General features: G+C 46.0%; 24 protein-coding genes. 14 read left to right on the top strand and 10 right to left on the bottom strand.

Annotated elements, in window-relative coordinates; genetic code table 11:
• Nucleotides 1-697: 697 nt before the first annotated feature.
• Complete coding sequence (rpoD, locus tag J0L70_RS01475) at nucleotides 698-1,825, top strand: RNA polymerase sigma factor RpoD (RefSeq protein ID WP_017290476.1); 1,128 nt, start codon at nucleotides 698-700, stop codon at nucleotides 1,823-1,825.
• A gap of 119 nt (nucleotides 1,826-1,944) precedes the next feature.
• Here the strand turns inward: rpoD and J0L70_RS01470 are convergent, their stop codons facing one another.
• Nucleotides 1,945-2,427 (bottom strand): dihydrofolate reductase, encoded by a 483-nt coding sequence (locus J0L70_RS01470; protein ID WP_190653496.1) that lies wholly within the window; start codon nucleotides 2,425-2,427, stop codon nucleotides 1,945-1,947.
• A 157-nt stretch (nucleotides 2,428-2,584) separates the two neighbouring features.
• Between J0L70_RS01470 and pipX the strand changes: the two genes are divergently transcribed.
• The 5 genes from pipX to J0L70_RS01445 all read left to right on the top strand — a co-directional run bounded on the left by pipX (nucleotide 2,585) and on the right by J0L70_RS01445 (nucleotide 6,661).
• Nucleotides 2,585-2,854 (top strand): transcriptional coactivator PipX, encoded by a 270-nt coding sequence (gene pipX, locus J0L70_RS01465; protein WP_017290478.1) that lies wholly within the window; start codon nucleotides 2,585-2,587, stop codon nucleotides 2,852-2,854.
• The gene (locus J0L70_RS01460) at nucleotides 2,851-3,510 is read left to right on the top strand and encodes a YggS family pyridoxal phosphate-dependent enzyme (RefSeq protein WP_190653497.1); all 660 of its coding nucleotides are present in this window, start codon (nucleotides 2,851-2,853) and stop codon (nucleotides 3,508-3,510) included. The genes pipX and J0L70_RS01460 overlap by 4 nt, the downstream gene beginning before the upstream one ends.
• 642 nt (nucleotides 3,511-4,152) lie before the next feature.
• Nucleotides 4,153-4,755 (top strand): cell division protein SepF, encoded by a 603-nt coding sequence (locus J0L70_RS01455; protein WP_017290481.1) that lies wholly within the window; start codon nucleotides 4,153-4,155, stop codon nucleotides 4,753-4,755.
• A 75-nt stretch (nucleotides 4,756-4,830) separates the two neighbouring features.
• Entirely contained in the window at nucleotides 4,831-5,628 is a 798-nt protein-coding gene (gene proC, locus J0L70_RS01450) for a pyrroline-5-carboxylate reductase (RefSeq protein ID WP_287452791.1), read from the top strand.
• Between the two features lie 175 nt (nucleotides 5,629-5,803).
• Nucleotides 5,804-6,661 carry a type II toxin-antitoxin system HicA family toxin gene (locus J0L70_RS01445; protein WP_287452789.1) on the top strand — a complete coding sequence of 286 codons (858 nt, stop codon included), beginning with the start codon at nucleotides 5,804-5,806 and terminating at the stop codon, nucleotides 6,659-6,661.
• A 171-nt stretch (nucleotides 6,662-6,832) separates the two neighbouring features.
• Here J0L70_RS01445 and J0L70_RS01440 read toward each other — a convergent pair whose 3' ends face one another.
• On the bottom strand, nucleotides 6,833-7,588 hold the full coding sequence (locus J0L70_RS01440) for an amino acid ABC transporter ATP-binding protein (RefSeq protein ID WP_036046625.1): 756 nt from the start codon (nucleotides 7,586-7,588) through the stop codon (nucleotides 6,833-6,835).
• Nucleotides 7,589-7,696: 108 nt separating this feature from the next.
• Between J0L70_RS01440 and J0L70_RS01435 the strand changes: the two genes are divergently transcribed.
• From J0L70_RS01435 to J0L70_RS01425, 3 genes are all read left to right on the top strand, one after another.
• Complete coding sequence (locus J0L70_RS01435) at nucleotides 7,697-9,190, top strand: ABC transporter permease subunit (protein ID WP_287452788.1); 1,494 nt, start codon at nucleotides 7,697-7,699, stop codon at nucleotides 9,188-9,190.
• A 189-nt stretch (nucleotides 9,191-9,379) separates the two neighbouring features.
• A complete protein-coding gene (locus J0L70_RS01430; protein ID WP_190653501.1) occupies nucleotides 9,380-10,273 on the top strand; it encodes a transporter substrate-binding domain-containing protein in 894 nt (297 codons plus the stop codon).
• A gap of 45 nt (nucleotides 10,274-10,318) precedes the next feature.
• Entirely contained in the window at nucleotides 10,319-12,184 is a 1,866-nt protein-coding gene (locus J0L70_RS01425) for a sensor histidine kinase (protein ID WP_287452787.1), read from the top strand.
• An 89-nt stretch (nucleotides 12,185-12,273) separates the two neighbouring features.
• Here the strand turns inward: J0L70_RS01425 and J0L70_RS01420 are convergent, their stop codons facing one another.
• From J0L70_RS01420 to J0L70_RS01410, 3 genes are read right to left on the bottom strand one after another with little or no spacing between them, the layout of a single operon-like run.
• Nucleotides 12,274-12,576: a hypothetical protein gene (locus J0L70_RS01420; RefSeq protein ID WP_017290488.1), complete on the bottom strand. Its 303-nt coding sequence runs from the start codon at nucleotides 12,574-12,576 to the stop codon at nucleotides 12,274-12,276.
• 2 nt (nucleotides 12,577-12,578) lie between these two features.
• On the bottom strand, nucleotides 12,579-13,550 hold the full coding sequence (locus J0L70_RS01415) for a hypothetical protein (protein ID WP_287452785.1): 972 nt from the start codon (nucleotides 13,548-13,550) through the stop codon (nucleotides 12,579-12,581).
• A 13-nt stretch (nucleotides 13,551-13,563) separates the two neighbouring features.
• Complete coding sequence (locus J0L70_RS01410) at nucleotides 13,564-13,977, bottom strand: secondary thiamine-phosphate synthase enzyme YjbQ (RefSeq protein ID WP_287452783.1); 414 nt, start codon at nucleotides 13,975-13,977, stop codon at nucleotides 13,564-13,566.
• Nucleotides 13,978-14,100: 123 nt separating this feature from the next.
• Here J0L70_RS01410 and J0L70_RS01405 point away from each other — a divergent pair, with 123 nt between their 5' ends.
• Complete coding sequence (locus J0L70_RS01405) at nucleotides 14,101-14,994, top strand: helix-turn-helix domain-containing protein (RefSeq protein ID WP_268180462.1); 894 nt, start codon at nucleotides 14,101-14,103, stop codon at nucleotides 14,992-14,994.
• Nucleotides 14,995-15,080: 86 nt separating this feature from the next.
• On the top strand, nucleotides 15,081-16,265 hold the full coding sequence (locus J0L70_RS01400; RefSeq protein ID WP_268180460.1) for an NAD(P)H-quinone oxidoreductase subunit H: 1,185 nt from the start codon (nucleotides 15,081-15,083) through the stop codon (nucleotides 16,263-16,265).
• A gap of 54 nt (nucleotides 16,266-16,319) precedes the next feature.
• Here the strand turns inward: J0L70_RS01400 and glnT are convergent, their stop codons facing one another.
• Genes glnT through J0L70_RS01385 form a run of 3 tightly spaced genes read right to left on the bottom strand, consistent with a single transcriptional unit; the run spans nucleotide 16,320 to nucleotide 19,534 of the window.
• The gene (glnT, locus tag J0L70_RS01395; RefSeq protein ID WP_287452781.1) at nucleotides 16,320-17,621 is read right to left on the bottom strand and encodes a type III glutamate--ammonia ligase; all 1,302 of its coding nucleotides are present in this window, start codon (nucleotides 17,619-17,621) and stop codon (nucleotides 16,320-16,322) included.
• A gap of 3 nt (nucleotides 17,622-17,624) precedes the next feature.
• A complete protein-coding gene (locus tag J0L70_RS01390; RefSeq protein WP_287452780.1) occupies nucleotides 17,625-18,611 on the bottom strand; it encodes an alpha/beta fold hydrolase in 987 nt (328 codons plus the stop codon).
• Nucleotides 18,608-19,534 (bottom strand): fatty acid desaturase family protein, encoded by a 927-nt coding sequence (locus tag J0L70_RS01385; RefSeq protein ID WP_287452778.1) that lies wholly within the window; start codon nucleotides 19,532-19,534, stop codon nucleotides 18,608-18,610. The genes J0L70_RS01390 and J0L70_RS01385 overlap by 4 nt, the downstream gene beginning before the upstream one ends.
• 79 nt (nucleotides 19,535-19,613) lie before the next feature.
• Here J0L70_RS01385 and J0L70_RS01380 point away from each other — a divergent pair, with 79 nt between their 5' ends.
• Both J0L70_RS01380 and J0L70_RS01375 read left to right on the top strand, forming a co-directional pair.
• On the top strand, nucleotides 19,614-20,327 hold the full coding sequence (locus J0L70_RS01380; RefSeq protein ID WP_287452776.1) for a GntR family transcriptional regulator: 714 nt from the start codon (nucleotides 19,614-19,616) through the stop codon (nucleotides 20,325-20,327).
• A 203-nt stretch (nucleotides 20,328-20,530) separates the two neighbouring features.
• Nucleotides 20,531-21,358, top strand: a complete 828-nt coding sequence (locus J0L70_RS01375) for a choice-of-anchor Y domain-containing protein (RefSeq protein ID WP_268180450.1) — start codon at nucleotides 20,531-20,533, stop codon at nucleotides 21,356-21,358.
• Here the strand turns inward: J0L70_RS01375 and J0L70_RS01370 are convergent.
• Nucleotides 21,347-22,315 carry a nucleoside hydrolase gene (locus tag J0L70_RS01370; RefSeq protein WP_287452774.1) on the bottom strand — a complete coding sequence of 323 codons (969 nt, stop codon included), beginning with the start codon at nucleotides 22,313-22,315 and terminating at the stop codon, nucleotides 21,347-21,349. The genes J0L70_RS01375 and J0L70_RS01370 overlap by 12 nt on opposite strands.
• A 134-nt stretch (nucleotides 22,316-22,449) precedes the next feature.
• On the opposite strand from J0L70_RS01370, the gene sbcC reads away from it, so the two are divergent.
• Nucleotides 22,450-25,533: an exonuclease subunit SbcC gene (gene sbcC, locus J0L70_RS01365; protein WP_287452772.1), complete on the top strand. Its 3,084-nt coding sequence runs from the start codon at nucleotides 22,450-22,452 to the stop codon at nucleotides 25,531-25,533.
• Between the two features lie 110 nt (nucleotides 25,534-25,643).
• Here the strand turns inward: sbcC and J0L70_RS01360 are convergent, their stop codons facing one another.
• On the bottom strand, nucleotides 25,644-26,066 hold the full coding sequence (locus J0L70_RS01360) for a hypothetical protein (protein WP_287452771.1): 423 nt from the start codon (nucleotides 26,064-26,066) through the stop codon (nucleotides 25,644-25,646).
• Nucleotides 26,067-26,130 lie beyond the last annotated feature (64 nt).

Raw genomic sequence — 26,130 nt, 5'->3', positions numbered from 1 at the left:
TCGTTATCTATAATTAAGTGGCATCAGATCTCGGTAATTTCACGCTTTTCGTCGAATTCAATCCCCAATTCTAGTGAGTACCCTGATTAATTAAGCTAATCTTTGGTATGTTTCAGTCTTCAAAAGATCGGCTACCGTTATCAACAGAGATAGATAGATTTACATCTTTTGGAGGACGCATCAAGAAATTAAGCGGAGATTACATCAAGATTTTGCGCTAGATTTAAATTAGGTTCGATGCCCCCTGCAAGAGACCCCAATCTTCTGCAATCCGGAGAATGCCTGTGCAAACCCAACAAAAGAGCCGCTACATCAACGGTAATGCGCTCTATCGAAATGGCAACGTGAACGCCAAGCACAGCACATTTAACCAAAATTGCAAATAAAGAAATCAGAAAGAGGGTGCAACTTTTGTGAGAAAGGCTACAATCGGGGAGACATTCCAAACATTTAGAAATAATGATCTCAAAAAATCGCGAGATGCCAACCGTATTTCCTCGGAAAATAAAAGTGGCAAGAGATTTTGAATGATCATTGACGCGATCGCTCTACTGCATACCAGCCAGATTGAATCGTGAGAGGTTTCTCGCGAAAGTCGTCGCCTCTGGTCAGTTAGACTGCATCGACCAGATCAGCCTCTGGAATTTCAGTGCTGGGACATTTTACTTCATTACTTAAGGAGCATGAGGAACGCGGCATGACCCAAGCCAAAGACTTACTTGTTGAAGAAGCATTCGACCCTTCAGAAGTGCTAGACGTAGACGTAGATCTAGACGACCTTGAGGATCTCGACGATTCCGATCAAGCGGATGACGATGAAGAGGGGAAACCCGGTAAGGGACGTGCCACTCGTCGCCGGACTCAAGCTAAGAAAAAGCATTACACCGAAGATTCGATCCGGTTGTATTTGCAAGAAATCGGTCGGATTCGCCTGTTGCGCGCCGACGAAGAGATCGAATTGGCACGGAAGATTGCTGATTTGCTCGAACTCGAGCGGATTCGGTTCCGACTTGCAGATAAGTTAGATCGCGAACCAACCGACGCAGATTGGGCACAAGAAGTCAAAATGCCGCTGCAACAGTTCCGACATCGCCTGCATTTAGGTCGTCGCGCCAAAGATAAGATGGTGCAGTCGAACCTGCGACTGGTTGTATCGATCGCGAAGAAGTATATGAATCGCGGCCTGTCGTTCCAAGATTTGATTCAAGAAGGCAGCTTGGGTCTGATTCGGGCGGCTGAGAAGTTTGACCACGAAAAAGGGTACAAATTCTCGACGTATGCGACCTGGTGGATTCGTCAGGCGATTACGCGAGCGATCGCGGATCAGTCGAGAACGATTCGCCTTCCGGTTCACTTGTACGAAACCATTTCTAGAATTAAGAAGACAACGAAATTGTTGTCTCAAGAAATGGGACGCAAGCCGACTGAAGAAGAAATCGCAACTCGGATGGAAATGACCATTGAGAAGCTGCGTTTCATTGCTAAGTCTGCTCAGTTGCCGATTTCGTTGGAAACGCCGATCGGGAAAGAAGAAGATTCTCGCTTGGGTGACTTTATCGAATCGGATGGCGAAACTCCGGAAGATCAAGTTTCTAAGAATTTGCTCCGTGAAGATCTCGAAGGCGTTTTGGCAACACTCAGCCCCCGTGAGAAAGACGTGTTGCGCCTGCGTTACGGTTTAGACGACGGTCGGATGAAGACCCTCGAAGAGATCGGGCAAATCTTCAATGTGACTCGCGAACGGATTCGTCAAATCGAGGCGAAGGCGTTGAGAAAACTACGTCACCCGAATCGGAATAGCGTTCTGAAGGAATACATTCGATAAGGTTTAAAGTTCTTTGGTTGCAAGCCCGATGGCATTGGTCATTGGGCTTTTTTATTGGGGATTTAGGAGGCAAAGGATCTGTCGCGCTAATAAATTGATTCGGTATTACACAAATATTTTCAAGTGGGTACGAGGCGCTGATAGGTTTCAAAGCGATATCCATCTTGCTGATCGAGGTTCAGCAATTCAAAATCTGAAAGACGATCGCGCCATTCGCAGAAGAACACATCACCAGAATAATTGCCTTCGACGATCGTTAACTCCATACGATCGACCACAGCTAAAGCCTGTCGATAAATCGATGCACCACCGATGATAAATCGTTTCGCATCTGTACATTCCAAGGCTTGCGACAGCGATCGCACAAATTCCACTCCATCTGCCTGTAAACTCTGCGAAGAGATGATAATATTTCGACGGTCAGGGAGGGGACGTTTTCGGAGATCAAATTCCCAAGTTTTTCGACCCATAATAACGGTATGATGCAGCGTGAGTTGTCGGAACCGTTTGAGATCTTCAGGAATTGACCACGGGAGTTGACCACGATCGCCAATGACCCCATTGGTTTGCGCGATCGCGGCAATCAAGATAATTTCAGACATCTAACAGATTTGGGTCTATTCACTACGACGCTTTTCCACCTGGTTTTGCGGTCGATAATTTACTCAATTCATCACAAACGAGATAAATTGTTGCAATTGATGATTACAATCTGTGAATCCTATAGCAAATTATCCACTTGTTTCTTATGGACTGTAAATGGATACAGAGAATTATCTAAATCACCCAACATTTGGGTTGCTCTTCCGGGTGTGTTTGGTGGAAGAGAATCGAGAATTATTCAGTACGCTTTACGCGCAAAGATTATTCTTCTTGGTGTTTAACAGTTCTGACGGATTGGAATTTGAGCCGATCGGACGCACCGATGCGAAGATGCTCGTTGAAGCTCGCATGAGAATCTTACGACGAACCGGGATGAACAAGGAGTACGATCAACTTCAGATAATCCATAAACGCACCTTCCAATGACCGATTTGATCGATCGTATTGCCCAATTTCGCGCCTCAATTCCACCCCAGGTTCGAGTCATTGCCGTGACGAAAACGGTTTCGATTGAGGCAATGCGAGCAGCCTATGCTGCCGGAATTCGAGATTTTGGCGAGAATCGCGTGCAGGAAGCGGAAGTAAAACGCGCAGCGCTGGCTGATCTCACCGATGTGACTTGGCATTTGATTGGGCACTTACAGAGTAATAAAGCGAAAAGCGCGATCGAGTTGTTTGACTGGATTCAATCAGTGGATAGCTTGAAATTGGCACAAAGGCTCGATCGTTTGGCGCAAGAACAAAATCGTCATCCGCAGATTTGTTTGCAAGTGAAGCTGTTAAGCGATCCCAATAAAGCAGGATTCTCTGTGGAGGAACTTTGGCAAGCGTTGCCCCAGCTTGCTGCTTTACCGAATTTGCAGATTCGGGGCTTAATGGTTATTCCGCCCCTTGATCTAGAGCCATCTGAAACGTTGAAAGTCTTTCAGCAGGCAAAAGAGTTAGCAGAAAAGATTCAGATTCAGAGCCATCTTCAACTGGATCAGCTTTCAATGGGCATGTCAGATGACTATGGTTTAGCCCTACAAGCAGGTGCAACAATGATTCGCCCAGGACGGATCTTATTCGGGGCAAGACGCTAAGATATTGTGCCAATTTTCAATATCTATGAGAGCGTATATAGTCCGCGAGCAGTGAAATCATGCCTAACGAATTGAAACTGCAAATATATGATTCCGGCTAGTAACAAATACTACTAAGCCTTCTGGTGAATTCTCGCAAAGTAGAGCGATAAATTTGGCTTGTATTTTAATTGGCTAGGTTACATCAGACTGGATATATACGCCGGAATTCTAATGAAAAGCGATCGCTTTTTCGATCAGGAAAATTCTTGGTGCTAGGCGATCAATGCGGAAATCTCAACAGTTTGGAGTGGCTGGAAGGGTTTACGGCTCCGAATTGCAACAAAATTCAAAGAAAATTTCGGAAAATTGATCCAACTTTCAAAAGTATCGATACAATTGCACCCGGAGGGCAAAAAACTCCAAGGAAAGTATGCAACTCTGATGGCTGGATGTATACTAATTCATCAATCTCGTTATTTGTGCAGCAGTATAAGAACTTATCTAAGCTGTCAAACAACAAAATTGAATTTGCTTTCCGGCAAAGCAGCTTGGAAATGACAATCCAGTAATCAAATTGAATTCAGTGGTGACTCTGCTACTCTCAATGATTTGACCGTAACTTTTCAGAAAACTCGAACTTATTCGGATGGAGCGTGAACAGTGAGTATTTTCAGCAAATTACGTGATTTTGTCGGACTCAACGAACCGGTTGAGTACGAATACGAATATGACGAGATGGACGGGCAAGAGTATCAGTCTCTCTATCAAGAAGAGGCGGCTCCCGCGCCTGCTCCTACAGCAGCAGCTGAAGAACCCCAATCGCGACGGGATCGTTTTCGCAGTCGAGCTGTGGGAATTGGTAATGAAACAACTGGTGTAGGAACTGCTATGAACAATGTGATTGGAATGCCCGGTGCTGCAAATGGAATTTCGGAAGTTGTGGTGGTTGAACCCCGCACGTTTGAAGAAATGCCGCAAGTGATTCAGGCTTTGCGTGAGCGCAAGTCTGTGGTGCTGAATTTGACCATTATGGATCCGGATCAAGCTCAACGCGCAGTTGACTTCGTGGCAGGTGGAACTTACGCGATCGACGGTCATCAAGAGCGCATTGGCGAAAGCATCTTCTTGTTTACGCCAAGCTGTGTGCAAGTCAGTACGCAAGCAGGTGTCTTGAATGAAGTGCCTCAGCCTGCTCCGGCTCGCCCGCGTACCTCGACTCCGACTCCGGCTTGGGGGGCTGAACCAAGAGCTGTTCAAGGTTAATTGCAGCACTGGATCAAGGGCGAAAGATATGGTAGATCTGTAGCCCTCTTATCCATTTCGTGCGAGGGCAGTAGATTGGTTAGAAAATTTGGCATGATTGGCGGCGGGATGATGGGCGAAGCGCTCTTGTCCCGCCTTGTTGCTCAGAAGGTGTTTGAGGCAGACGCGATCGTTGTGAGTGAGCCTTCTCAAGCGAGACAGGAACTTTTAGCGCAACAGTACAACGTTCACGTCACGAATGAGAATCGGCAAGCGGCAGAGTCGGAGATCGTACTGCTGGCAGTTAAGCCTCAGATTTTTCCCAAAGTTGCTCAGGAGTTAGCAGGACAAACGCGATCGGCGTTAGTGATTTCGATTTTGGCAGGCACAACCTTAAAGCAGTTAGAGAAAGCGTTTCCAGGGCAGCCTGTGATTCGAGCGATGCCGAATACGCCAGCCGCAGTTGGAGCGGGCATGACTGCGATCGCGGGCGGTCAACATGCTGAGAAACATCATCTGGAGCAAGCCACTCAGATTTTAGGCACCGTTGGCAAAGTCGTAGAAGTGCCAGAGTCGATGCTGGATGCAGTCACGGGATTGTCGGGATCGGGGCCGGGATATATTGCGATCGTGATTGAAGCGTTAGCAGATGGCGGTGTGGCAGCAGGATTGCCAAGAGCGATCGCGATGGAATTGGCAATTCAAACGGTCAAAGGAACGGCGCAGCTTTTGGACGAAGAGGGAATTCATCCGGGAGTCTTGAAAGATCGAGTGACCAGTCCAGGTGGGACAACGATCGCGGGAATTGGAGAGTTAGAGAGAAATGGGGTGCGATCGGCGTTTATTCAGGCAGTGAAGGCGGCGACGGCACGATCGAGAGAGTTGGGGCAATAAGTTGGGCAATTAGGGAGATGGGGAGATGAATTTTGGAAGTTCTATCTTTCTCTCTATCTTCCTGACCTTCATTTTCCCTTAACGTTCGCGACAGCACTCGTCAGAATTTGTTATCCTCAAGGGCAATTGCCGACATAGGCGCTTCCTCAATCCTCAAGATGAAAGGAGAACTGTTATGGCGACCTTGGATGAGATTAGAGCCGCGATTGATAGCTACCCTCCTGTTCTCACTTCTGGCGCATTGATGCGGATTGCAGAAAAAGAAGGATGGCGGGAAGATCGCAGTGAGGGTGGTCATCGGGTTTTTATCTATCCAGATGAGCCAAGCTATGGGCACATCACTTTTAAGTGCCATCAAGAAGGAGCGGATTGTAATCGAATTGTGACGCGGCGAAGATTGACTGAAATCTATCAACCCGCATTAGATCGCGCTGCAGAAGATGCGGAACGACAAGAAAGATTGAGACAGACGATTAATCAGCTAGAAAGTGTGCTCGCTCAGTGTGAAGCGGATTTTTCGTTGAAAGCTCACCGAAAGTTGGAAGAACTGCAAAAAAGAATCGATCAATACGAAAGTGATTGTCTAGACGAGTGCGAACAGACCATGCAGCGGTTTGTCGATGATTGTCAGCAGGGAGCCTTGGCTGAGAAAGAACAAGAAGTACAACAACTGAGTCAAGATCTCGTTCTTGCTCGCCAGCAAGTCGAACAATTACAAGCTGAACAACGATCGCTGAATCAATCTCTCTCAGTTGCAGAGCAAAAAGGTGATGAGTTGCGTCAATCCTTGGCGATCGCTCATCGCACTGTAGAAACAAAAGAACGGGATTTAGCGATCGCTCAGTCTCAGATCGCCGCACTCAAGCAAGCTTTGCAGGAGAAAGAGGCACAAATTGAACTAACTAAGAATCAAGCTCATAGCCGTTTTGTTCGGCTGAAGCGAAGCATGATGTTGATCTGCTTTGTTTTGATGGGATTAGTCGGGGCACTAATGTTCCGAGCCTGGTTCTCGGCTGTCCCAATTCAGCGATAAAACAAAACCCCGCTTTCCAGAAGGACGCAACGGGGCAAAAGACGCAGTTAGGAGGTATCTATATAGCCTTCACCTTAACCAAAGAAATTCCGAAATCCCGTTCTCTTAAGGTGTTCTTAACGTCTCGGAATAAATTTGGTAGGGAGAAGGGAAGCGGTTGACTAGTAAAAGCTAAATCATTTGAGCTTGCCGCATACGGCTGAGAAAAGTATGTAGTCGATCGCTGTTTGGATTTGTCAAAACTTCCCGTGCTAGTCCTTCTTCAACAACTCGACCTTGATCAAGGAACATTACTCGATTCGCGACATCTCGCGCAAACTGGATTTCATGAGTCACAACCACCATTGTCATGCCTTCTTCAGCTAATCGACGCATCACTGCTAGGACTTCACCGACTAGCTCAGGATCAAGGGCGCTCGTTGGCTCATCAAAGAGCATAATTTGAGGCTCCATACAGAGACTTCTGGCGATCGCAACTCGCTGCCGTTGTCCGCCTGAAAGCTGCTCTGGATACATCTCTGCTTTGTCTGCTAAGCCAACTTCTTGAAGATAGTACTTTGCCCGCTCTTTGCTCTCGCTTCGAGAAATCTTGAGAACTTGTTGAGGAGCTAAGGTGAGATTCTCTAGCACACTCAAATGTGGAAAGAGATTGAACTGCTGGAAGACCATCCCGATTCGCGATCGCACCTCTTTCAACTCCCGTGATGAAAGCTGTGGCTTAGAAATTTCTAAATCACTGATCACAATCTTTCCGCGATCGACCGTTTCCAATCGATTCAAACATCGCAGCAGAGTACTTTTACCGCATCCCGACGAACCAATAATCGATAGAACTTCACCCGCATCCACATAGCCACTGATACCTTGCAGTACAGGCAGCGATCCGAAACTCTTCTCTAGGTTGTCAAACTGAATTGCGTGCTTCATGGGAGTAAAATAAAACGCGATCGAGAAGGCTGACATGTCCCTCCAGACAGAATTATCGCGATTGAGAATCATTCATTAATATATAGGAAAAAACTAAACGTACTTCCTATGAAATGGCGTGCAATTGCTTTAGCTCTGATTTGTACATTGTTCGTTGTCTTGAATCCGCTGCGATCGCTCAGTCAGCCCGTCCTCAATATTGCGGTCGAGCCTGTGTATGCCCCATTTGAGTTTCGTAACGAAGCGGGAGAGCTTCAAGGATTTGATATTGATTTGATTCGAGAGATTGGTAAGGTCGCCGGGTTTGGGGTGCGATTTCAGAACATTTCTTTTGATGGAATTATTCCATCCTTACAGGCGGGAACAGTTGATGCAGCCGTTGGGGCAATGACGATTACACCTGCAAGGTCAGAGGTCGTTTCATTCTCGCGCCCTTACTTTAAGGCAGGACTCGCGATCGCGTCTCCAAAAAGTCAGCCCATTAGTTCGCTAGAAGAACTGAACGGCAAAGCGATCGCAGTGCAAATCGGAACGACAGGAGCGCAAACTGCACAGAAGATTCCGAATGCTCAGATTCGGACGTTTGATGCCTCCGTGATAGCTCTGCAAGAACTGAAAAATGGCAATGTTGCGGCTGTGGTTCATGATGCGCCGATTCTGCAATACGCGCTCAAAACGGGGAACTTGCAAAATATTCAGGTCAGTGGTCAGCTTTTGACAGAGGAGTACTTGGGCATTCCAACTCCGAAAAACTCCCCGAACTTAGAGCGAATCAATCAAGGGTTAGGCACGATTCTCAGCAATGGAACGTACCGAACGATTTATCGCAAATGGTTTAATACAGAGCCACCCGCTTTACCCGAAGCAGTTCCAAATGCGACGAATCAGACCCAGTCGAACTGGTTTACAACCATTACGAGCGCACTTCCGCTTCTTTTAGCAGGAACGTTGATTACGCTGCAACTGGCTGTGATTTCGATTGCCATTGGTTTAGTTGCTGGTTCATTGATTGGGATTGCTCGTCTTTCAAAAACAAAGCCAGTTCGGTGGTTAGCCAGAGCTTATGTTGATTTCTTTCGAGGTACACCGTTGCTGGTTCAGATTTTTATGATCTATTTCGGCATTCCGGCTTTGATTCAAGAACTGGGGATAGAGTTTAGCTTCGATCGCTTTATTGCTGCTGTCGTTGCCTTGAGTTTGAATAGTGCCGCTTACATTGCTGAAATTGTACGCGCTGGAATTGTCTCGATCGAGGTAGGACAAACCGAAGCAGCAGCGTCTTTAGGGCTGGATACTACTCAAACTCTACGGTATGTGATCTTTCCGCAAGCCTTGCGTCGGATGTTACCGCCCTTGGGAAATACGTTTATCTCGTTGCTCAAGGACACAACTTTGGTCGCGATTATTGGATTTGAGGAGCTTTTTCGCCAAGGACAGTTGATTGTTGCTGAGAACTATCGACCCTTTGAGCTTTATGCGATCGTGTCTTTGATCTATCTTGCCTTGACCTTACTGTCATCTCAACTCTTTAGCTATCTGGAGCGACGTATGAATCCAGTACATCACGTTCAGAAACGCGATCGAGCCGTTGTACCCCAATAAAATCTGAGAAGACGATCTGCTACTAGTTCATCCCCCACTCCCCATCTCCCTACTCCCCAAACTGAATGCGCTTACCCCCGCCCCCTTCAAAACCCAGAACAAAGCCCCTATTGCCGATCAAGCCTGAGTTTGTCAAATTGCAAATCAGTTCCGGGCAATCTATAAAGAGTAAATTCCCTGGGATCTGTTATGACAGTTCGTAGACGGTTTATTCTTCAGACTGGAACCAGTTTTCTCATGACCACAGGCGTGCAGGGCTGTCTTCAGACTTCTCAAAACCCGCTACAAGGTCAGCCCACGCTCAAAATTAGTCAAGCGCTCACCCATCAGATCCAGCGTCGAGGCTATCTCCAAGTTGCGACTGAGGACAATTATGCTCCTTTCGAGTTTTTACTCAACGGTAAACCAGCGGGCTTTAACCACGCACTGTTTGCACGGCTTCAGCAACTTGTGCCTTTTAAAATTCAACAAAGTATTGTGCCCTGGCAGGGTATTCTGCCTGGTGTGAATTATGGCAAATACGATGTCGCACTCACCGCCGTTGGGATCACTGACGAACGCGCCAGATTTCTCGACTTTACAATCCCGATCGCAGAATCCACGATCGCCTATATCAAACGTAAAGGAGACTCCTCGATTCAAAGTCTTCGCTCCCTTTCTGGGAAAACCCTGGGAGTACAACAAGGAGGAATCTCGGCGGCGGCTGTACCCGACTTATCAGCCGAGTTAGAAAAACAAGGCGGCAAGATCGGACAAGTTAAAGAGTATCGAGGATTTACAGAAGCATATCAGGATTTGGTTAATCAAAAATTAGATGCAGTGCTGCACAATATTGTGTCGTTGTCTCTACTCGTCGATGAAAAACCTGCCATTTTTGAGATGGGAGAGCGAGTTGGGCGCAAATCATATGCAGCTTGGGCAGTGAAGAAAGGCGATCGAGAATTACTAGATTTTTTGAACCAATTTTTACAACAGCAACAGCAGCAGGGAGAACTGAAAAAGCTCCAGCAAGACTGGTTCAAAATGACATTTGAAAACCTTCCCACTGTTCCTTTGTTACCTGGCGATCGCCCCATCTCATAAAATCTCTTCCTGTCTGAATTCGCACTCTTCCTTGTCTTATTCCTCATGCGTTTTAATCCCACAAATCTAGCTGCTCATCAACGCAATTTACTGGTTCGCTTATTGATTGCTAGCGTGATACTCCTTGTGAGTAGTGGAGCGTACTACAGCTATCAATTAGTGCGCAATTCGATGCTCGAAAGTTTGAAGAAAAATGTTTTTCTCGAACTATCGCAGGGGCGAGATAGCCTCGATCACTGGCTCTCCAATCAGAAAATTCACATTGAAACTCTGGCAAATACGGAGCAAGTGAAATCGATGAATTGGGAAACGACTGAACCTTACTTAAAGGCGGAAACATTACGATTAAGTGATGTCTACGCGATCGCCGTGGGTAAACCGGACGGATGGCGCAATGTTGTGGGAGGTAAGCCTGCTAATGTATCCGATCGCGCATATTTTCAGAAAGTGATGCAAGGGATTACAAATGTCAGTGATCCGATTATCAGCCGAGCAAACAATACCCCTACCTTGGCGATTGCCGCTCCCATTCGCCAGGGATTTGATACGAATAGTACGCCGATCGGAGAGATTCACACTCTAGTCCGCTTAGATCGCGTTAATCGAGTGGTAAGCAGCGTGAAATATGGCAATCACAGCTATGCTTTTGCGATCGACTCTCAAGGGCAGATTGTTACGCATACGAGCCATACTGATAATCACGCTCATGTGCACTTTCATGAGAGTGAGTTGTTGAAAGCGCTCCCTCAGATGAGCAAAAGCAAGGAGAGCGTTGAGTTGGTAAAGGTCGCCAATCAGATGTACTATCTGGCTTATCTCCCCCTTCAGGAGGTAGAGTGGGCATTGGCATTGGTCATTCCCAAAGAGGATATCGAGTCGCAGGTGCAATTTCTCGACATGATTGCTCTAATTGTGGCGGGAATGGCAGTGGCTCTGTTAGCCATTCTGGTGCAGGTGCAGGCGATGGAGCAAAGACATCTTAAGAAATCCAATGAACTTCTCGAAAAGCGAGTAGAAGCACGTACCAAAGAGTTGTCGGATGCAATGACAAAGCTTCAGCAGTCGCAACTGCGGATGATTCAGAGCGAGAAGATGTCTGCACTGGGTAATTTAGTCGCAGGGGTGGCGCATGAGATTAATAACCCTGTCAATTTTATTCACGGCAATATTACTTATGTGGATGAGTATACTCAAGCTCTCTTGCACTTGATTCAGCTTTATCAAGAGCAGTTTCCCGATGGGTCTAAGTCGATTCAAGAGTATTTAGCAGAAATTGATTTTGAGTTTCTCGCGCAGGATTTAGAGAAGACCCTAGCTTCTATGCGGATCGGAACTGATCGCATTAAAGAAATTGTGCTTTCTCTGCGTAATTTCTCACGGTTAGATGAAGCAGAAGTCAAACCCGTGAATCTGCATGACGGAATTGATAGTACTTTACTGATTTTGCAACATCGCTTAAAAGCAACACCGGATCAAGCTGCTGTAGAAGTGGTGAAAGACTATGGAGATTTGCCATTCGTTGATTGCTATGCGAGCCAACTGAATCAGGTTTTTATGAACATTTTGGCAAATGCACTAGATGCGATGGAAGACCAGCGCGGTCTGTCTCACTCTCAGCCTTGTACGATTCGGATTAAGACGAAAAAGCTGGAGCACGGGAGAGTTCAGATCGCGATCGCAGACAATGGCCCCGGAATTCCTCCAGAAGTTCAGCCCCGTATCTTTGATCCGTTTTTTACGACAAAATCGATCGGTAAAGGAACGGGAATGGGGATGTCGATTAGCTATCAGATTGTGACTGAACGACATCAAGGCAAATTGTACTGTGTGTCTGAAGTGGGCAAAGGAACAGAGTTTTTCCTTGAGATTCCGATTCGTCAGGGGGCGGTGCTCGCTGCTACAGTTTCTTGAGCATTGTGCAGTTGTCGATAGGAATTGATAGGCTTGCAATGAAATCGAATCTTTGAGTTTATCGATCAGCAAACTTGAACTTCCTGATCTCAAAGCAGAAATCTCAATCGTACAAATGAAGTAAATTTTGCAATGGTTGCCACGACTTGTAGGATCTCTGTTGAACTATCGATCTGCTGCTTCAATTGCTGCATCTGTTCCACGTCCGCATCTGTACAAATTATCCCCTCTTTCAAGATTGCTAATCTAGCTTTAGAAAACAGAGCCATTGCGCGATCGCGTTCCTTCTTTAACTGCACCTGCTCATCAAAATCTGCTTGTCGATAACGAATCTCGATTTTACTCAACAGCTCAGATGCTTGCTGAAAGAAAAGCTCATTTTTCTCGGACATCTCTATTTCTCCAAATTCCGAATCCCAACTTCTGCACCGCGATCGGGAATTCGACTTCCAGCGGCGGCATTGGCTCGATCGAGTAATTTCTGCGCTACTCCACGCCACAACGGGTCAGTTTGAATTTCCGAGACAATTCGCGTTGCTTTCGTTCTGAGGGTTGTATAGTCTCGTCCTGTAAAGGTAGATGCAGTCGTCAAAATTCTGGGAATCAAAGCATTCATCTGATTGAGATCCAAATCGTCATAGTGATTTGCAGCTTCAATCACTTCTTTGCCCATTGCTGCTGCTCGCATACATTGAGCCACGGTGAGTTCTAGAATTTGCTGTTCTTCTTGTTTAATCTGTTGCCACTCGCCTAGAACCTCGCCTGCTTGATTTTCTAGCTCGGCTTTTCGTGCAATTAAGGCTGTTTCGCCTGCTTTAATTCTGGCTTGAATCGATTGATACTCTTTTTTGATCGCTTGTAGTTTGACGATCGCGGTGGTTCGATGCTGTACTAGCACAGGTGGATTGTCACTAATTGCTTTTGCTAATACTGCCATCTGTACGGTTAAAGTCTTTGCATACTCTGCTGATTTTTTCACTTCATCTCGGCTCACTGTACTTCTACTATCGAGTTTGTTGAAAATCTCTGAAAAGCCTTCATACTGGTTTCGCAAGTCTGCAATGAATGTATCCCATTCTGCAACTTTCGGCGGTTGGAATGGGTCGATCGCTAAATCAATAATCTCCCCACTCACTTCAACCTTAGAGTTCAAAATTCGATTTACAAAAGCCTGACGGATTTCAGCACTCGATCGAGTCGGCGCTTCCAATTCTCGTTTTCGCATGGTGTCAATGGCTTCGATCGCGCTCAAGGACTCATTGCGAAACTGAAGTGCTGCTCCCTGAAGTGCCCGTGCTTTCTCGACACTACAGCCTCCTAGCGCCAGACTTCCCATGATCAAAACTGAAACCGCCCATCGCCTCATGGTTTGTTCTCCACTATTCACCCATCACATGCACAACTAGCTCTCTAGTGTGCCGATGCTGCCGATGCTCCCATAGATAAATTCCTTGCCAAGTTCCGAGCACGAGCCGACCCTGAGAAATTGGAATCTGTTCTGAAGAATGGGTTAAGACTGTCCGAATATGAGCGGGCATATCGTCTGGGCCTTCTGTACTATGAATATAGTTTTCCCACTCCGGAACAAGCTTGGCAAAGAAATTCTCTAGATCTTGCAACACATCTGGATCAGCGTTTTCCTGAATGATCAAACTTGCAGAAGTATGTCGTAAAAACAAGGTGCACAATCCAGTTTTAATTCCAGAGTCAGCCACGATCGCATTCACCTGCGAAGTAATTTTTAGCAAAGACTTCCCCTGCGTTGCGATTCTTAAAATTTTCTGATGCTGCATGTCAATCCTTGTAACACTGAATACCATTATTCAAGCGAATTCGATCGCGCTTTCAGCTTAAGAAATGATTAACTGTGTGCAAGCATGAGTCACAATTAAATTGCAGGAATTAAAATCAAACGCATGTTAAAGATCAACATTGCTGAAGAGAAAGTGGCTGCATATGAACGGGTGTTTCGGCGATCGCCTCAGTTGACAAGTTTGCAGGCGGGATGGCAAGGGATTTACTTTGCATACGATTTCATGCCTCCTGGAGAAACGCCTGAAGTCATTTCTACGCAAAATGGGATTGCGATTTTTACGAATACAGGTAAATCTCAAGTTGCAGAGCGATCGCTGAATGGTCAATTCCGATGCGAACAAGTAGCAGACGGCAATATGGTAATTGTTCCAGCTCATACGAGTTGCCAAAGTCGCTGGTTTGATTATGGTGGTGTGATCTTTTTTAGCGTTGAGTCTTCAGTGATTGCTCATGCTGTGCATGAAGTAGGAAATTCTGATCGGATTGAGCTACTTCCCCAATTTGCTACGGCTGATCCGTTCGTTTATCAAGCGGCTGTTGCTTTGAAATCTGTACTAGAGCAGGAAGGAAGTGCAAGTCGGCTCTATGGTGAAGCGATCTCAAATGCTTTGATTGTGCATACGATCCAGCATTATTCAAATCGTCGCCCTTTACTGCAAACCTACGAAAACGGGCTTTCTCACTATCGATTGCGGCATGTGATTGAGTATATTCAGGCTCATTTAGAGCAGGATCTGAGCTTAAATGAACTTGCTGCGATCGCTCAAATGAGTCCGCATTACTTTTCTCAATTGTTCAAACAATCGACTGGCGTGACTCCGCATCAGTTTGTAATTCGAGCAAGGGTTGAGCGTGCGAGAGAATTGTTGATGACTCGAAAATGGTCGATCGCTGAAGTTGCCAAAATGGTTGGATTCGTGGATCAGAGCCATTTACATCGTCACTGTAAGCGCTTGCTCGGTGTGACCCCAAGAATGATCCAAAACCAGGCGTAACAATCTACAAAAAACGGAAGAATCTACAAGATCTGTGCGAATGAGTTGTGGATAGTGGAGGCAAGCGCACTTCAGGAATTCAACTCATGGGATGGATTGAAACGAAAACAGAGCCGATGGTGATCAATATGGGTCCTCACCATCCAGCGATGCATGGCTGCTTCCGAATTATTGTCACATTGGATGGCGAAGATGTTCTAGACTGTGAACCTGTGATTGGCTATCTGCATCGTGGCATGGAAAAGATTGCAGAAAACCGCACGAATACAATGTTCATTCCCTATACGAGTCGCTGGGACTACTATGGTGGAATGTTCAATGAAGCAGTGACCGTGAATGCAGTTGAGAAATTAGCTCAAATCGAAGTTCCGAGACGAGCGAGCTATATTCGGATGATCATGCTCGAACTGACGCGAATTGTGAATCATTTGCTATGGCTTGGCCCGTTTGTGGGAGATGTGGGAACGCAGGCTTTATTCTTTCCAACGATGCGCGATCGCGAAATGATTCTTGATTTATTTGAAGCGGTTTCAGGCTATCGCATGGTGAATCACAATTACTTTCGAGTGGGTGGAGTGGCTGCTGATCTGCCGTATGGTTGGGTCGATAAATGTGCTGATTTCTGCACTTACATGTTGCCGACCTTAGATGAGTATGAGCGACTGATGAGTGATAATCCTATCTTTCGACGACGGTTAGAAGGGATCGGAGTCCTCACGAGTGAAGATGCCATCAATTGGGGTGTGACAGGACCCATGCTACGGGCATCTGGCGTGAAATGGGATTTGCGAAAGGTGGATCATTATGAGTGCTATGACGAGCTAGATTGGGAGATTCAGTGGGATACGGCGGGCGATTGCTATGCTCGATATGCGGTACGGATACGGGAAATGCGAGAATCGATCAAGATAATTCAGCAGGCATTAAAAGCTTTGCCAGGTGGAGCTTATGAGAATTTAGAAGCTCAGCGAATTCAGGCAGGCCCGAAATCTGAATGGAATGGGTTTGACTATCAGTTTATTGCGAGAAAAATTGCTCCAACTTTCAAGATTCCGAAGGGTGAGCATTATGTTCGGGTTGAGTCAGGTCGAGGAGAGCTAGGAATTTTTATCATTGGCGATGACAATGTGTTTCCGTGGCGTTGGAAGATCCGCCCTGGAGATTTCAACAATCTGCAAGTGCTGCCGAAATTGATTCAAGGGCGGAAGGTGGCGGACATTTTTGTGATTTTAGCGAGTATTGATTTGGTGATGGGATCAGTCGATCGATAAGTTTCCTGATGCAATCGATCGATCCTGGGGACTCTTTTTGACACTTAGCTTATACTAGCAGTCCAATGTGTTGTCCAGTTCCCAAGGCGTAATGGCAGCATTTGCTTGTTGCCATTCTTGATATTTAAGTTTGAGATATGCAGAAGTAAAAGACTTACCCAAAGATTTACCAATTACCTCACTCTTCTCCAAACACCGCAACGCATCTAACAAGTTTGCAGGTAGAGTCTTAGCCTCGCCAGCAGGTAGCGGATCAGTATAGCTATTGTTATCGCGTCGAATGCCTGGGTCAAGCTTGTGAACAATTCCATCCAGTCCTGCTGCAATTAAGGCAGCAGGCAGTAAATAAGGATTTGCAGCCCCATCTGGCAAGCGACATTCAAACCGTCCTGCATCGGGAATCCGAATCGTATGAGTTCGATTGTTGCCGCTATAACTTACAGTATTGGGCGACCAGGTTGCGCCGGATAGCGTTGCAGGGGCATTGATTCGCTTGTAAGAATTCACAGTCGGATTCGTAATCGCACACAGCGCTTCTGCTGAATTCAATACTCCTGCAATGAATTGATATCCCAGTGATGAAAGTCCTAGCTCTCCTTGTGGGTCATAGAAGAGATTCTCTTTGTCGCTACTATCCCAAACTGAAAGATGAGTATGGCACCCATTTCCTGTTAAATGAGCAAAGGGTTTTGGCATGAAGGTTGCGCGGAGTCCGTGTTTTTCAGCGATCGCTTTCACCATGTACTTAAAGAAAGCATGTCGATCGGCTGTGACGAGAGCATCCGCATACTTCCAATTCATCTCGAACTGACCGTTGCCATCTTCGTGATCATTCTGGTAAGCTCCCCAACCAAGTGATAGCATCACGTCACAAATTTCGCGAATCACCTCATATCGGCGCATCAAAGCTTGTTGATCATAGCAAGGCTTACTTTGTCGATCGAGCTTATCGGAAATGTCTTCTCCATCTGCACTCAGCAAAAAATACTCACATTCCACCCCGGTTTTAACTCGATAGCCCAGATCCTCAGCTTGTTTCAGAACTCGTTTCAAAACGACTCGTGGAGCTTGTTCTAAAGGCTCTCCAGTAATCGTATGCAAATCTGCAGGCATCCAAGCAACATCAGGTTGCCAGGGAAGCTGAATCAATTGCTCTGGGTCAGGAATTGCCAAGATATCAGGATCAGCCGGAGTCATGTCTAACCAAGCCGCAAACCCTGCAAATCCTGCGCCATCGGATGCCATTTGATCGATACTTTCAGCCGGAACCAACTTCGATCGCTGAACGCCAAAGAGATCAGTAAATGAAATCAGAAAGTAGCGAATTCCTTGATCACGAGCGATTTGAGAAAGCATAGGTCAGTGGCTTAATAGAGTGGAAATGTGCGATCGAATAAAGGCTTCGTCGTCTGGACTTTGATAAGGATTGCCTGCGCGATGCCCCCAGATTGATCGAATCGGATGATACTCTGCATTGGGGAGCAATTCTGCTTCTGCTGCACAATCTTCTGGCGTGAAATACAAATCTGTAGTTGCAGGCATGACCAGTGTTTTCGCCTGAATCGCGCCAAGCGCCTTTTGATAATCTCCTTGATAGATCGGATTGTCACTTACATCGCAGTCTAACCAAGTCTGAATCATAGCTAAAAGGTTATGCGGATCACGCTTGCGATAGCTCGCTTCCCAAAATCGTACAAGATAGTCGTCAAGCGACGTATAGCCTAGTGGATAGTAGAGTTTTTCTCGGTAAAAGGCTTGAGAAGCTGCCCAACTTGCATAGATCCGAGCAAAGGCTTGAAATCCTCGATCGGGAACGGCTTCAAATCTCGTTCCATTCCAAGCCGGATCAGCCGTTAATGCACTCCGCAAACTTTGCAGAAAGATGCGATTGTGATCGGTGGTTCGAGCCGTTCCACATAATGCAGCAATGCGTAGCACCTTCTCAGGATACAGCGCGCCCCAGTGATAAGCTTGCTGTGCGCCCATTGACCAACCGTAAATTAAAGCTAGTTGATCGATTTGAAATACTTCTTCTAGAAGTTGCTTCTGGGCACGAACATTATCGAAATGGCTAAAAATCCCCCAATCGCTGTTACTTGGCGAAGTTGAAAGACCATTGCCAAACATATTGGGAATGATCACAAAGTACTTTGTCGGATCTAAGATGCCATCTGGACGAATCAACCAGTCAATGTCTGAATGCTGCGCGCCGTAAGAGGTTGGATAGAGAATTGCATTTGAGCGATCGTCATTTAACGTTCCATAAGTTTGATAGACGATCTGAGCTTCACTGAGCGTTTTCCCACAGTAAAGCTCAAAATTTTTCAGCGTAAAACACTCACTCATACAAGCTTTGTTGCAATATCGAGGTTAACTTTGATATAGCCTGAATCAACGTGAGCAAGATGCTGCTTAATTTGCTCGTGTGCTGCTGGCAGTTGGTGGAATGGGATTGAGGGATACATGTGATGTTCCGCATGAAACGGCATATTCCACATGATGAATTGCATCGGGAATAAGGTCATGACCGATCGAGTATTCGTCAATGGATTATCATCATGGCTGCATCCGGTATGTTCTGCGAAGAGATAGCCTCTCAGAATCGGCTGCGCGACAAAGAGCGGGAAAAGCCAATACATCACAAACCAGGGTTTCTGAACTGCGATCGACACTAAAATCGCCACACCATAAACCGCAAGCTGAAGCCGAGTCGAGCGAATGACATCTGCCCGCGCTTCTTCTGAAATATAGGGATAGTCTTCAACTTGTCCTAAAGCGACTCGAATATGCGTGGTGACTTTGCTCCACCACCAAGGCAATCCACTAATCGTCCACAGATACTCTCCTAAGTTCTTGGGCATTGGATCGCTGAGTTCTGGATCTTTTTCGAGATTTTGCACATAGCGATGATGCCATTTGTGATAGCGCCGATAGAATGCGCCGTTATAAAACGACAGCACTCCAGCAAACCAGCACACGAAATCGTTCAATGTATTGTTTTCAAAAGCAGTTCGATGTGAACATTCATGCAACGGAGCAAACATTGCAGCCAAGCTATAACCATAGATCACCAAAGCGGGTACAGCAATTGCCCAATTGTGACCAAAGTTAGTTCCCCATAGGTATCCGCTCACTCCCAGAATTAGCAGATGAGCAGTAAAACGGATTAATCCTTTCAAGGTCGATCGAGTATTCAATTCTTTCAGAGCGGCAGTTGTGAGAACTGTTCTGTCTCCTAACAGGTTAGACTCAGAAATAGTCGGGTTCATAGCTCATCTTTCAACTTGTTATAACAAGCCTAATTTTAGAGCAATTGTGGATCTGTACTTGAGGCTACCAAACTAAAAAATGACCTTCCCTCTACATTTAGCTATTTCTGAGAAGTTGCGCGATCGTATTCGAGCAGGTATCTACCGACCTGGCGATCAACTTCCGAGTGAACATCAATTGATGGCTGAGTTTGAGGTGAGCCGAATTACGGCTCGACGTGCGATCGCGAATCTCACACAACAAGGATTAGTCAATGTACAACGGGGAAAAGGTGCATTCGTTTCCATTCAACAGAAAGTCGTGTATTCGCTGTCTAGTCCGCTGTTACTCGAAGCGGATCTAGCACGACAGGATATTGAAATTACTGTGCAGACTTTGAGCTTTGAGCGAGTGACTGCACCTGTTCATGTTCAGAAAATCTTGAATTGCGCGATCGCTTATCTGCAAAAGAAAGTCCTTTTATTTAATAATGTTCCGAGCTGTGTTGATATTACTTATATTGTGCCAGAGCTAGCAAAAGCTTATGGAAAAGAATTACGTCAAAAATTAACTTTTACAACTTTAGAACAGTACGGCATCTGCATTAAAAAAATTGATGCCGTGATTGAATGTACGCAAGCGGATTATGAAACGGGTGAGCAATTAGAAGTCTCGTTGGGACATCCTTTGATTGTCTATCGACATACGGCTTTTACCGAAGTAGGTGCGATCGTGCATGGAGAGTCGATTTCACGAGGGGATCGCTTCTGCTATTCGATTCAAATCGATCGAATGATTGACCCTAATCATTGATTCAAAAGACTACTTTCCACATTTTTGATGAAAATAACTAAGTGAGTTTACAATCGAACTTCTAAATTTTTCGACGCTAAAAGATTTAGAAAACAGGTTGCGCGCTCGCATCTTAAAACTGTGCCGACTGATAGAAATGCGAGTAACTTGGTAATACTCTGGTTGTCTCAATTCCCTAAGTTGATCCCGGCTAAGTAATATCAATGAAAATTCTTCTTACAACTGCTCTAACTAGCGCTTTTCTCTTACTTGGTACTGCAAAAGCTCATGCTTTAGTCCTTTATAATGGCTCTTTAGGAACATCACCCAACAGCCAAGGATGGACTCGGAATTTTTTGACTGGTCCGACTGTCACAGTGAATTCATCAGGAACCACCTTAAATACGACTTCAAACGACAGTCTTGTAGCTGGTTATGGTCGCACTGTAACAATGGATCGGAACACGGGCTATAACTTGATGTTTCGTATTCAATTGAACAGTGAAAATCATGATAATCCCAACGCTCAGAACAACACAGGCACAGACACGATTGCAGATCGTGCAGGTTTAAGTGTTGCTGTCTTGAGTTCGACTGATGCTCGGGGTATTGAACTTGGTTTTTGGACAAATCGAATTTGGGCACAAGAAGATGGTGCTGTGAAAGCTGATCCGGTGAATGCTCCAACAGGCACTCGATTCACTCAAGCTGAAGGAGTTTCCTTTAATACACAGGCAGCAGCAGTTCAGTACGATTTATCCGTTTTAGGCAATACTTATTACCTCTATGCTGGAGGGAGCTATGCTGCTCCGATTCTGACAGGTCGATTGCGAGACTATACTTTAGAAGGGTTCCCCTATACTTCAGCGGGTTCTATTGGCATTGGCGACAACACATCTTCTGCAAGAGGAAGCTTTCGACTTGAGCAGGTGGAACTCACAAATTCTGCGATCGTACCTGTTCCCTTCGCATTCAATCCCTTATTTGGCTTCGGTTTGTTCGGAATTTCCAGAATTCGTAAAGCAATCAAAGCTCGCCAATCAGCGAACTAGCACTTTCAGGTCTTCGATGAAACTTGTAAAAAACTGAGTTGCATTGACTTGAGTTGCAATCCAAGCATTGGCAGATGGCTTTGTTGTGAGTCGATCGTCGATCAAAGTCTGTCCGCGTGTCCATCTGCCTTGCGTTTCGATTTGAATGCGCGATCGCTGCCACAGCATCGTTTCTGGATAGAACAAATACCCTAAAGTTGCCGCATCGTGAACTAAGAAGCCTGGGATGCCTTGAGTCTCTCGATACTGTAAAGCTGTTCCAATCATAAACTCACAGAGTTTCATCAGGAACTGAGCAAGCTGGCTTTCTGGATTGGTCTGATAGATCTGGAGAGCCATTTCTTTTGTAAAAATCAAATGGCGTGTGATGTCGAGCGATGTAATGACGACATTATTCCGACTGTTGAGAACTGTCTCAACTGCTTCAGGGTTAAACCAGAAATTAAATTCTGCATGTGAAGTAATGTTGCCAGGGCAACGGAACGCACCGCCCATGACAATGATTTCTTTTGCTTTCTGCAAAATTCCAGGCTGTTTGATTTCGGCGGCAGCGAGATTAGTGAGTGGTGCGATCGCAATGATTGTAATTTCTCCAGGCATGGCGTTTAAGCGATCAATCAAAATCTCGTCCGAATATTTCGCTGTCTCATACGAATGGATTGGACTGGGTAAGAGGGTCGATAAATTTCCCATGCCATCATTGCCATGAATGTGCGCTGCATCTTCGGATGCGTCTGAAGTTTCAACTCCGCGTCCCACTTCAACATCCGGCAATCCGCCTAGGCTTAAAATTTGGCTGGCACTCGAAAATGTTTGGCGAGAGCTTACATTTCCTGCGGCAGTCGTCACTGCGATCAGTTCAGCAAACCCCCGTTTCACCAGACTCTGTAGCCAAAATAGAGCAAAGATATCATCGCCGCCTGGATCAGTATCGAGAATGATTTTCTGGGTAGACATGATGTGAGAGTGTGACAATCGCTCTTAATTCTTCCACGATTTTTAGCAAATTCGTTCCAGTTGCGATTACACTCAATAGTACAAGTGCGATTGTACTTTCGTGCATCAGTACTGTCCCGTCCGCTCGTTTCGCTATGATTCCGCAACGCCTGACTCTTCGGAATTTTCTGAGCTACCAGGAAGCCACGCTTGACTTCCGGGGGCTTCATACTGCGTGCGTTTGTGGGGCAAATGGGGCAGGAAAATCTTCGCTACTAGAAGCAATTTCCTGGGTGATTTGGGGTGAAAGCCGAGCAGCTTCAGAAGATGATGTGATTCATATGGGCGCAAAAGAAGCGCAAGTTGAATTTATCTTCGGAATGCATCAGCAGATCTACCGTGTGCTCAGAACTCGCCAACGTGGGCAAGGCATCTCGCTGGAATTTCAAATTATGCAGGACGGTGGGTTTCGATCGCTGACCGCCAAAGGTATTCGATCGACACAGCAATTGATCCTGAGCCATCTCAAAATTGATTACGATACGTTTGTAAATTCGGCTTACCTGCGCCAAGGTCGAGCCGATGAATTTATGCTGAAACGTCCTGCGGAACGTAAGCAAATTCTTGCCGATCTTTTGAAACTTCACCAATACGACACGCTTGCAGAACAGGCAAAAGATAAATCGCGTCAGTTTAAAGGACAAGTTGATCTACTAGAGCGAAATTTAGAAGCAATTCGAGAACAGCTTCAGCAACGAGACGCGATCGAGCAAGAACGTGCCGAACTTGAAGCACTTCTCACCCAAATGCAAGCCCAACAAGCTGCCAGTAATGAACAACTTCAACAACTGCAAGCCGTTCAGCATCAGCGACAAACTTGGCAGCAGCAATTAAGCTGGCAGCAACAACAGCAGCGCAATTTGAATCAAGACTGTCAGCGATTGCAGAAAGAGCGATCGCAAACCGATCAGCAGCGTCAAACCTTAGAAAAATTACTGCAACAAGAAGCGACGATCATTGCCGGATATCGCCATTGGCAAGCATTGCAAGCTCAAGAGGAAGCATTCTCAGCAAAATTCCAGGCGCATCAGGTCGCACAGTCCCAACGCCAACAGCACGAACAACAACAATCTGAAAAGATTCAACAGCTTCAGAATCAACTGCAAAAAGTTCAAGCTCAGGAAATTACTTTACAAGAACAGCTTCAAGAAGTTGAAAAAGCTCTCACGAAAGAAGCTGACGTTGAAGCAGCAGTTCAAAATCTGATTGCCGCACGTCAAGAACTTCAGCAACTCGATCAGCTTCAGTTGCAGGCTTCTCCGCTTCTGCAACGGCGACAACAATTGCAAAACGAACTCGATCGTGCTTCGACTCGTCTTTCTGCTCGTCTAGAAGAACTCCGCACCTCTGCTCGACAACTTCAAACTCAACAGCAACGACAACCGAGCTTAAAAAAAGCAGCCGTCGAGGTTGCGGTCAAAATTGAAGAACTCGAAAAACTCCGCGCCTACCAAGACCAAGTACTTGAAAAAGGCTTAGAGCGACGTGGTTTCGTTGATCAACTGCAAGCTCATCAACGAAACTATGAAGCACAGTTGGCAGAGATTGACCAGAAGATTCGGATGCTGGAACAAGAAAAAGCAACTGCGATCGCATCTGAAACAGAGCACTCTGAAGGCAATACACTTGTTCAACTCAAACAACAATCCTTTCCGCCTTGCCCTTTATGTGATCGACCTTTAGATGAACATCATTGGCATCTCGTTCTCGAAAAGCAACAACAACAGCGTGAAGAAATTCTCTCGGAAATTTGGGTGATCCGTGAACAGTTGACGACTTCTGAGCGTGAAATTCAAGTCTTGCGCCAAGAGTACACCGACATTGAAAAGAAATTAGCGCAATATGGCGGAACGTTAGAGCGACGAGGACAGTTACAAGAACAATTACAAAATACTGCTGCCGTTCAAGAAAAACTGGCTCAAATTACGGCTGAATCTGCCAAGTTAGAAGAACAACTCAAGACCGGACAATTTGAGTTGCCGCTTCATGAGGAATTGCAACTGCTCGATCGACATTTGCAACAGATCGATTATGACGATCGCAATCATGCGCTAGCGCGTGGAAGTGTCGATCGCTGGCGTTGGGCAGAAATCCGTCAAGCAGAAATCAAACAAGCGAAACGCCGACAATCGACTTTATTGAAGCGACAACCTGAACTCAAAGCGCAACTTGAGCAGATCGAGCAGCAACTCGAACAATTGAGTCAGGAACTCGATCGCGGATTGAAGTACTACGATCGACAAATTGCAGAAATTGGGTACAACCTGGAACAGCACAATGCAATTCGGGCTGCGATTCGTCAAGCTCAACCGTGGCAACTCCGCTATCAAGAGCTTCAACAAGCCAAGCAAACCTATCCCCATATTCAGCAGCGTTTACAAGAACTTGCAGACACAATGCAAGCACGATTCACCGATTTGCAAACGATCACATATCACTGTCAAGAGTTGATCCAAGCCTTAGAGCGCACGCCTGATCTCGCACCGCATATTCAAGCCTTAGAGCAGCAAATCCAACATCATCGAACTCAGCTTGATGAGCATTTATCGAAGTTGGGCAGACTTCAGCAGCAGCAGAAACAGCAAGAAGCACTCAGCCAGCAATTTCAACAGATCAATGCTCAGCTTAAAACAGCTCGTCAGCAGACTCGAATCTATCAAGAACTGACCCAAGCTTTCGGCAAGAATGGAATTCAAGCCTTGATGATTGAGAACATCTTGCCGCAACTCGAAGCGACGACGAATCAAATTCTGTCCCGTCTCAGCGCGAATCAATTACACGTCCAATTCGTCACCCAACGCAATCGCAAATCTAAATCCACGTCTGCGAAAGCGATGGAAACTTTGGATATTTTGATTGCGGATGCCTATGGAACGCGACCGTATGAGACATATTCGGGAGGAGAAGCGTTTCGGGTCAATTTTGCGATTCGGCTCGCTTTGGCGCGATTGCTTGCTCAACGATCGGGAACAGCCTTGCAAATGCTGATTGTCGATGAAGGCTTTGGAACTCAGGATCAAGAAGGATGCGATCGCTTAATTGCTGCGATTAATGCGATCGCGCCTGAGTTTGCCTGCATTTTGACCATTACACATATGCCTCACTTCCGCGAAGCTTTCCAAGCTCGCATTGAAGTTACGAAGACTCAAACTGGATCGGAATTAATGCTCTGTTTGTAGGTATAAATTCGAGGCTTAAGGTGAGGAGCGGGGAGCTGTTCTCTTAGTCTTTCTACTCTCTACTCCCCACCCTTATTGGCATTCACAGCTCAACCCGAATCGCCATAGTCCTACTTCAGCACTTCGTCTAATAAATCTCTCGCTGCCTGTGCTTTCGCCAATGCTGCTTGATGATCGCTATGAGCACGGACTAATCTCAACAGTCCTGCTACACCTGTTTTCAGCTGCTCAAGCTCTTCTCCAGCCATCAATTCACCATCGAGCATTCTGACCAGGAGCGATTTAATATCACCAACATCTTGCCGAACTTTTTGCAACTTCTCGACTGTGCTCAGCAAAGTCTTCAACGAGTTCAAAATCTCGTCGATGTCCTGAACTGCTTCGACCTCTTGAGTCTCTTCGACCTCTTGAGCCTCTGCATCCTCTTCAGGTGGCTCAGAGTCTGCTTCAGTCTCTTCGATCTCTTCTAAACCTAGCTCTTTTAGCAATTCTGGGTCGGTTGCTTCAGTTTTTCGAGCATTCGTGCGTGGCATTCGTGTCGCCTCAATGATTGTAATTCAGTCGAAACTAATATGTTATACACTAACCGCGATCGAT

The organism is Leptolyngbya sp. UWPOB_LEPTO1 (assembly GCF_017302695.1).
GTDB classification, from domain to species: domain Bacteria; phylum Cyanobacteriota; class Cyanobacteriia; order Leptolyngbyales; family Leptolyngbyaceae; genus Leptolyngbya; species Leptolyngbya boryana.
Note: the sequence above shows the minus strand (reverse complement) of the source record. Positions and strands in the feature narration are given on the sequence as shown.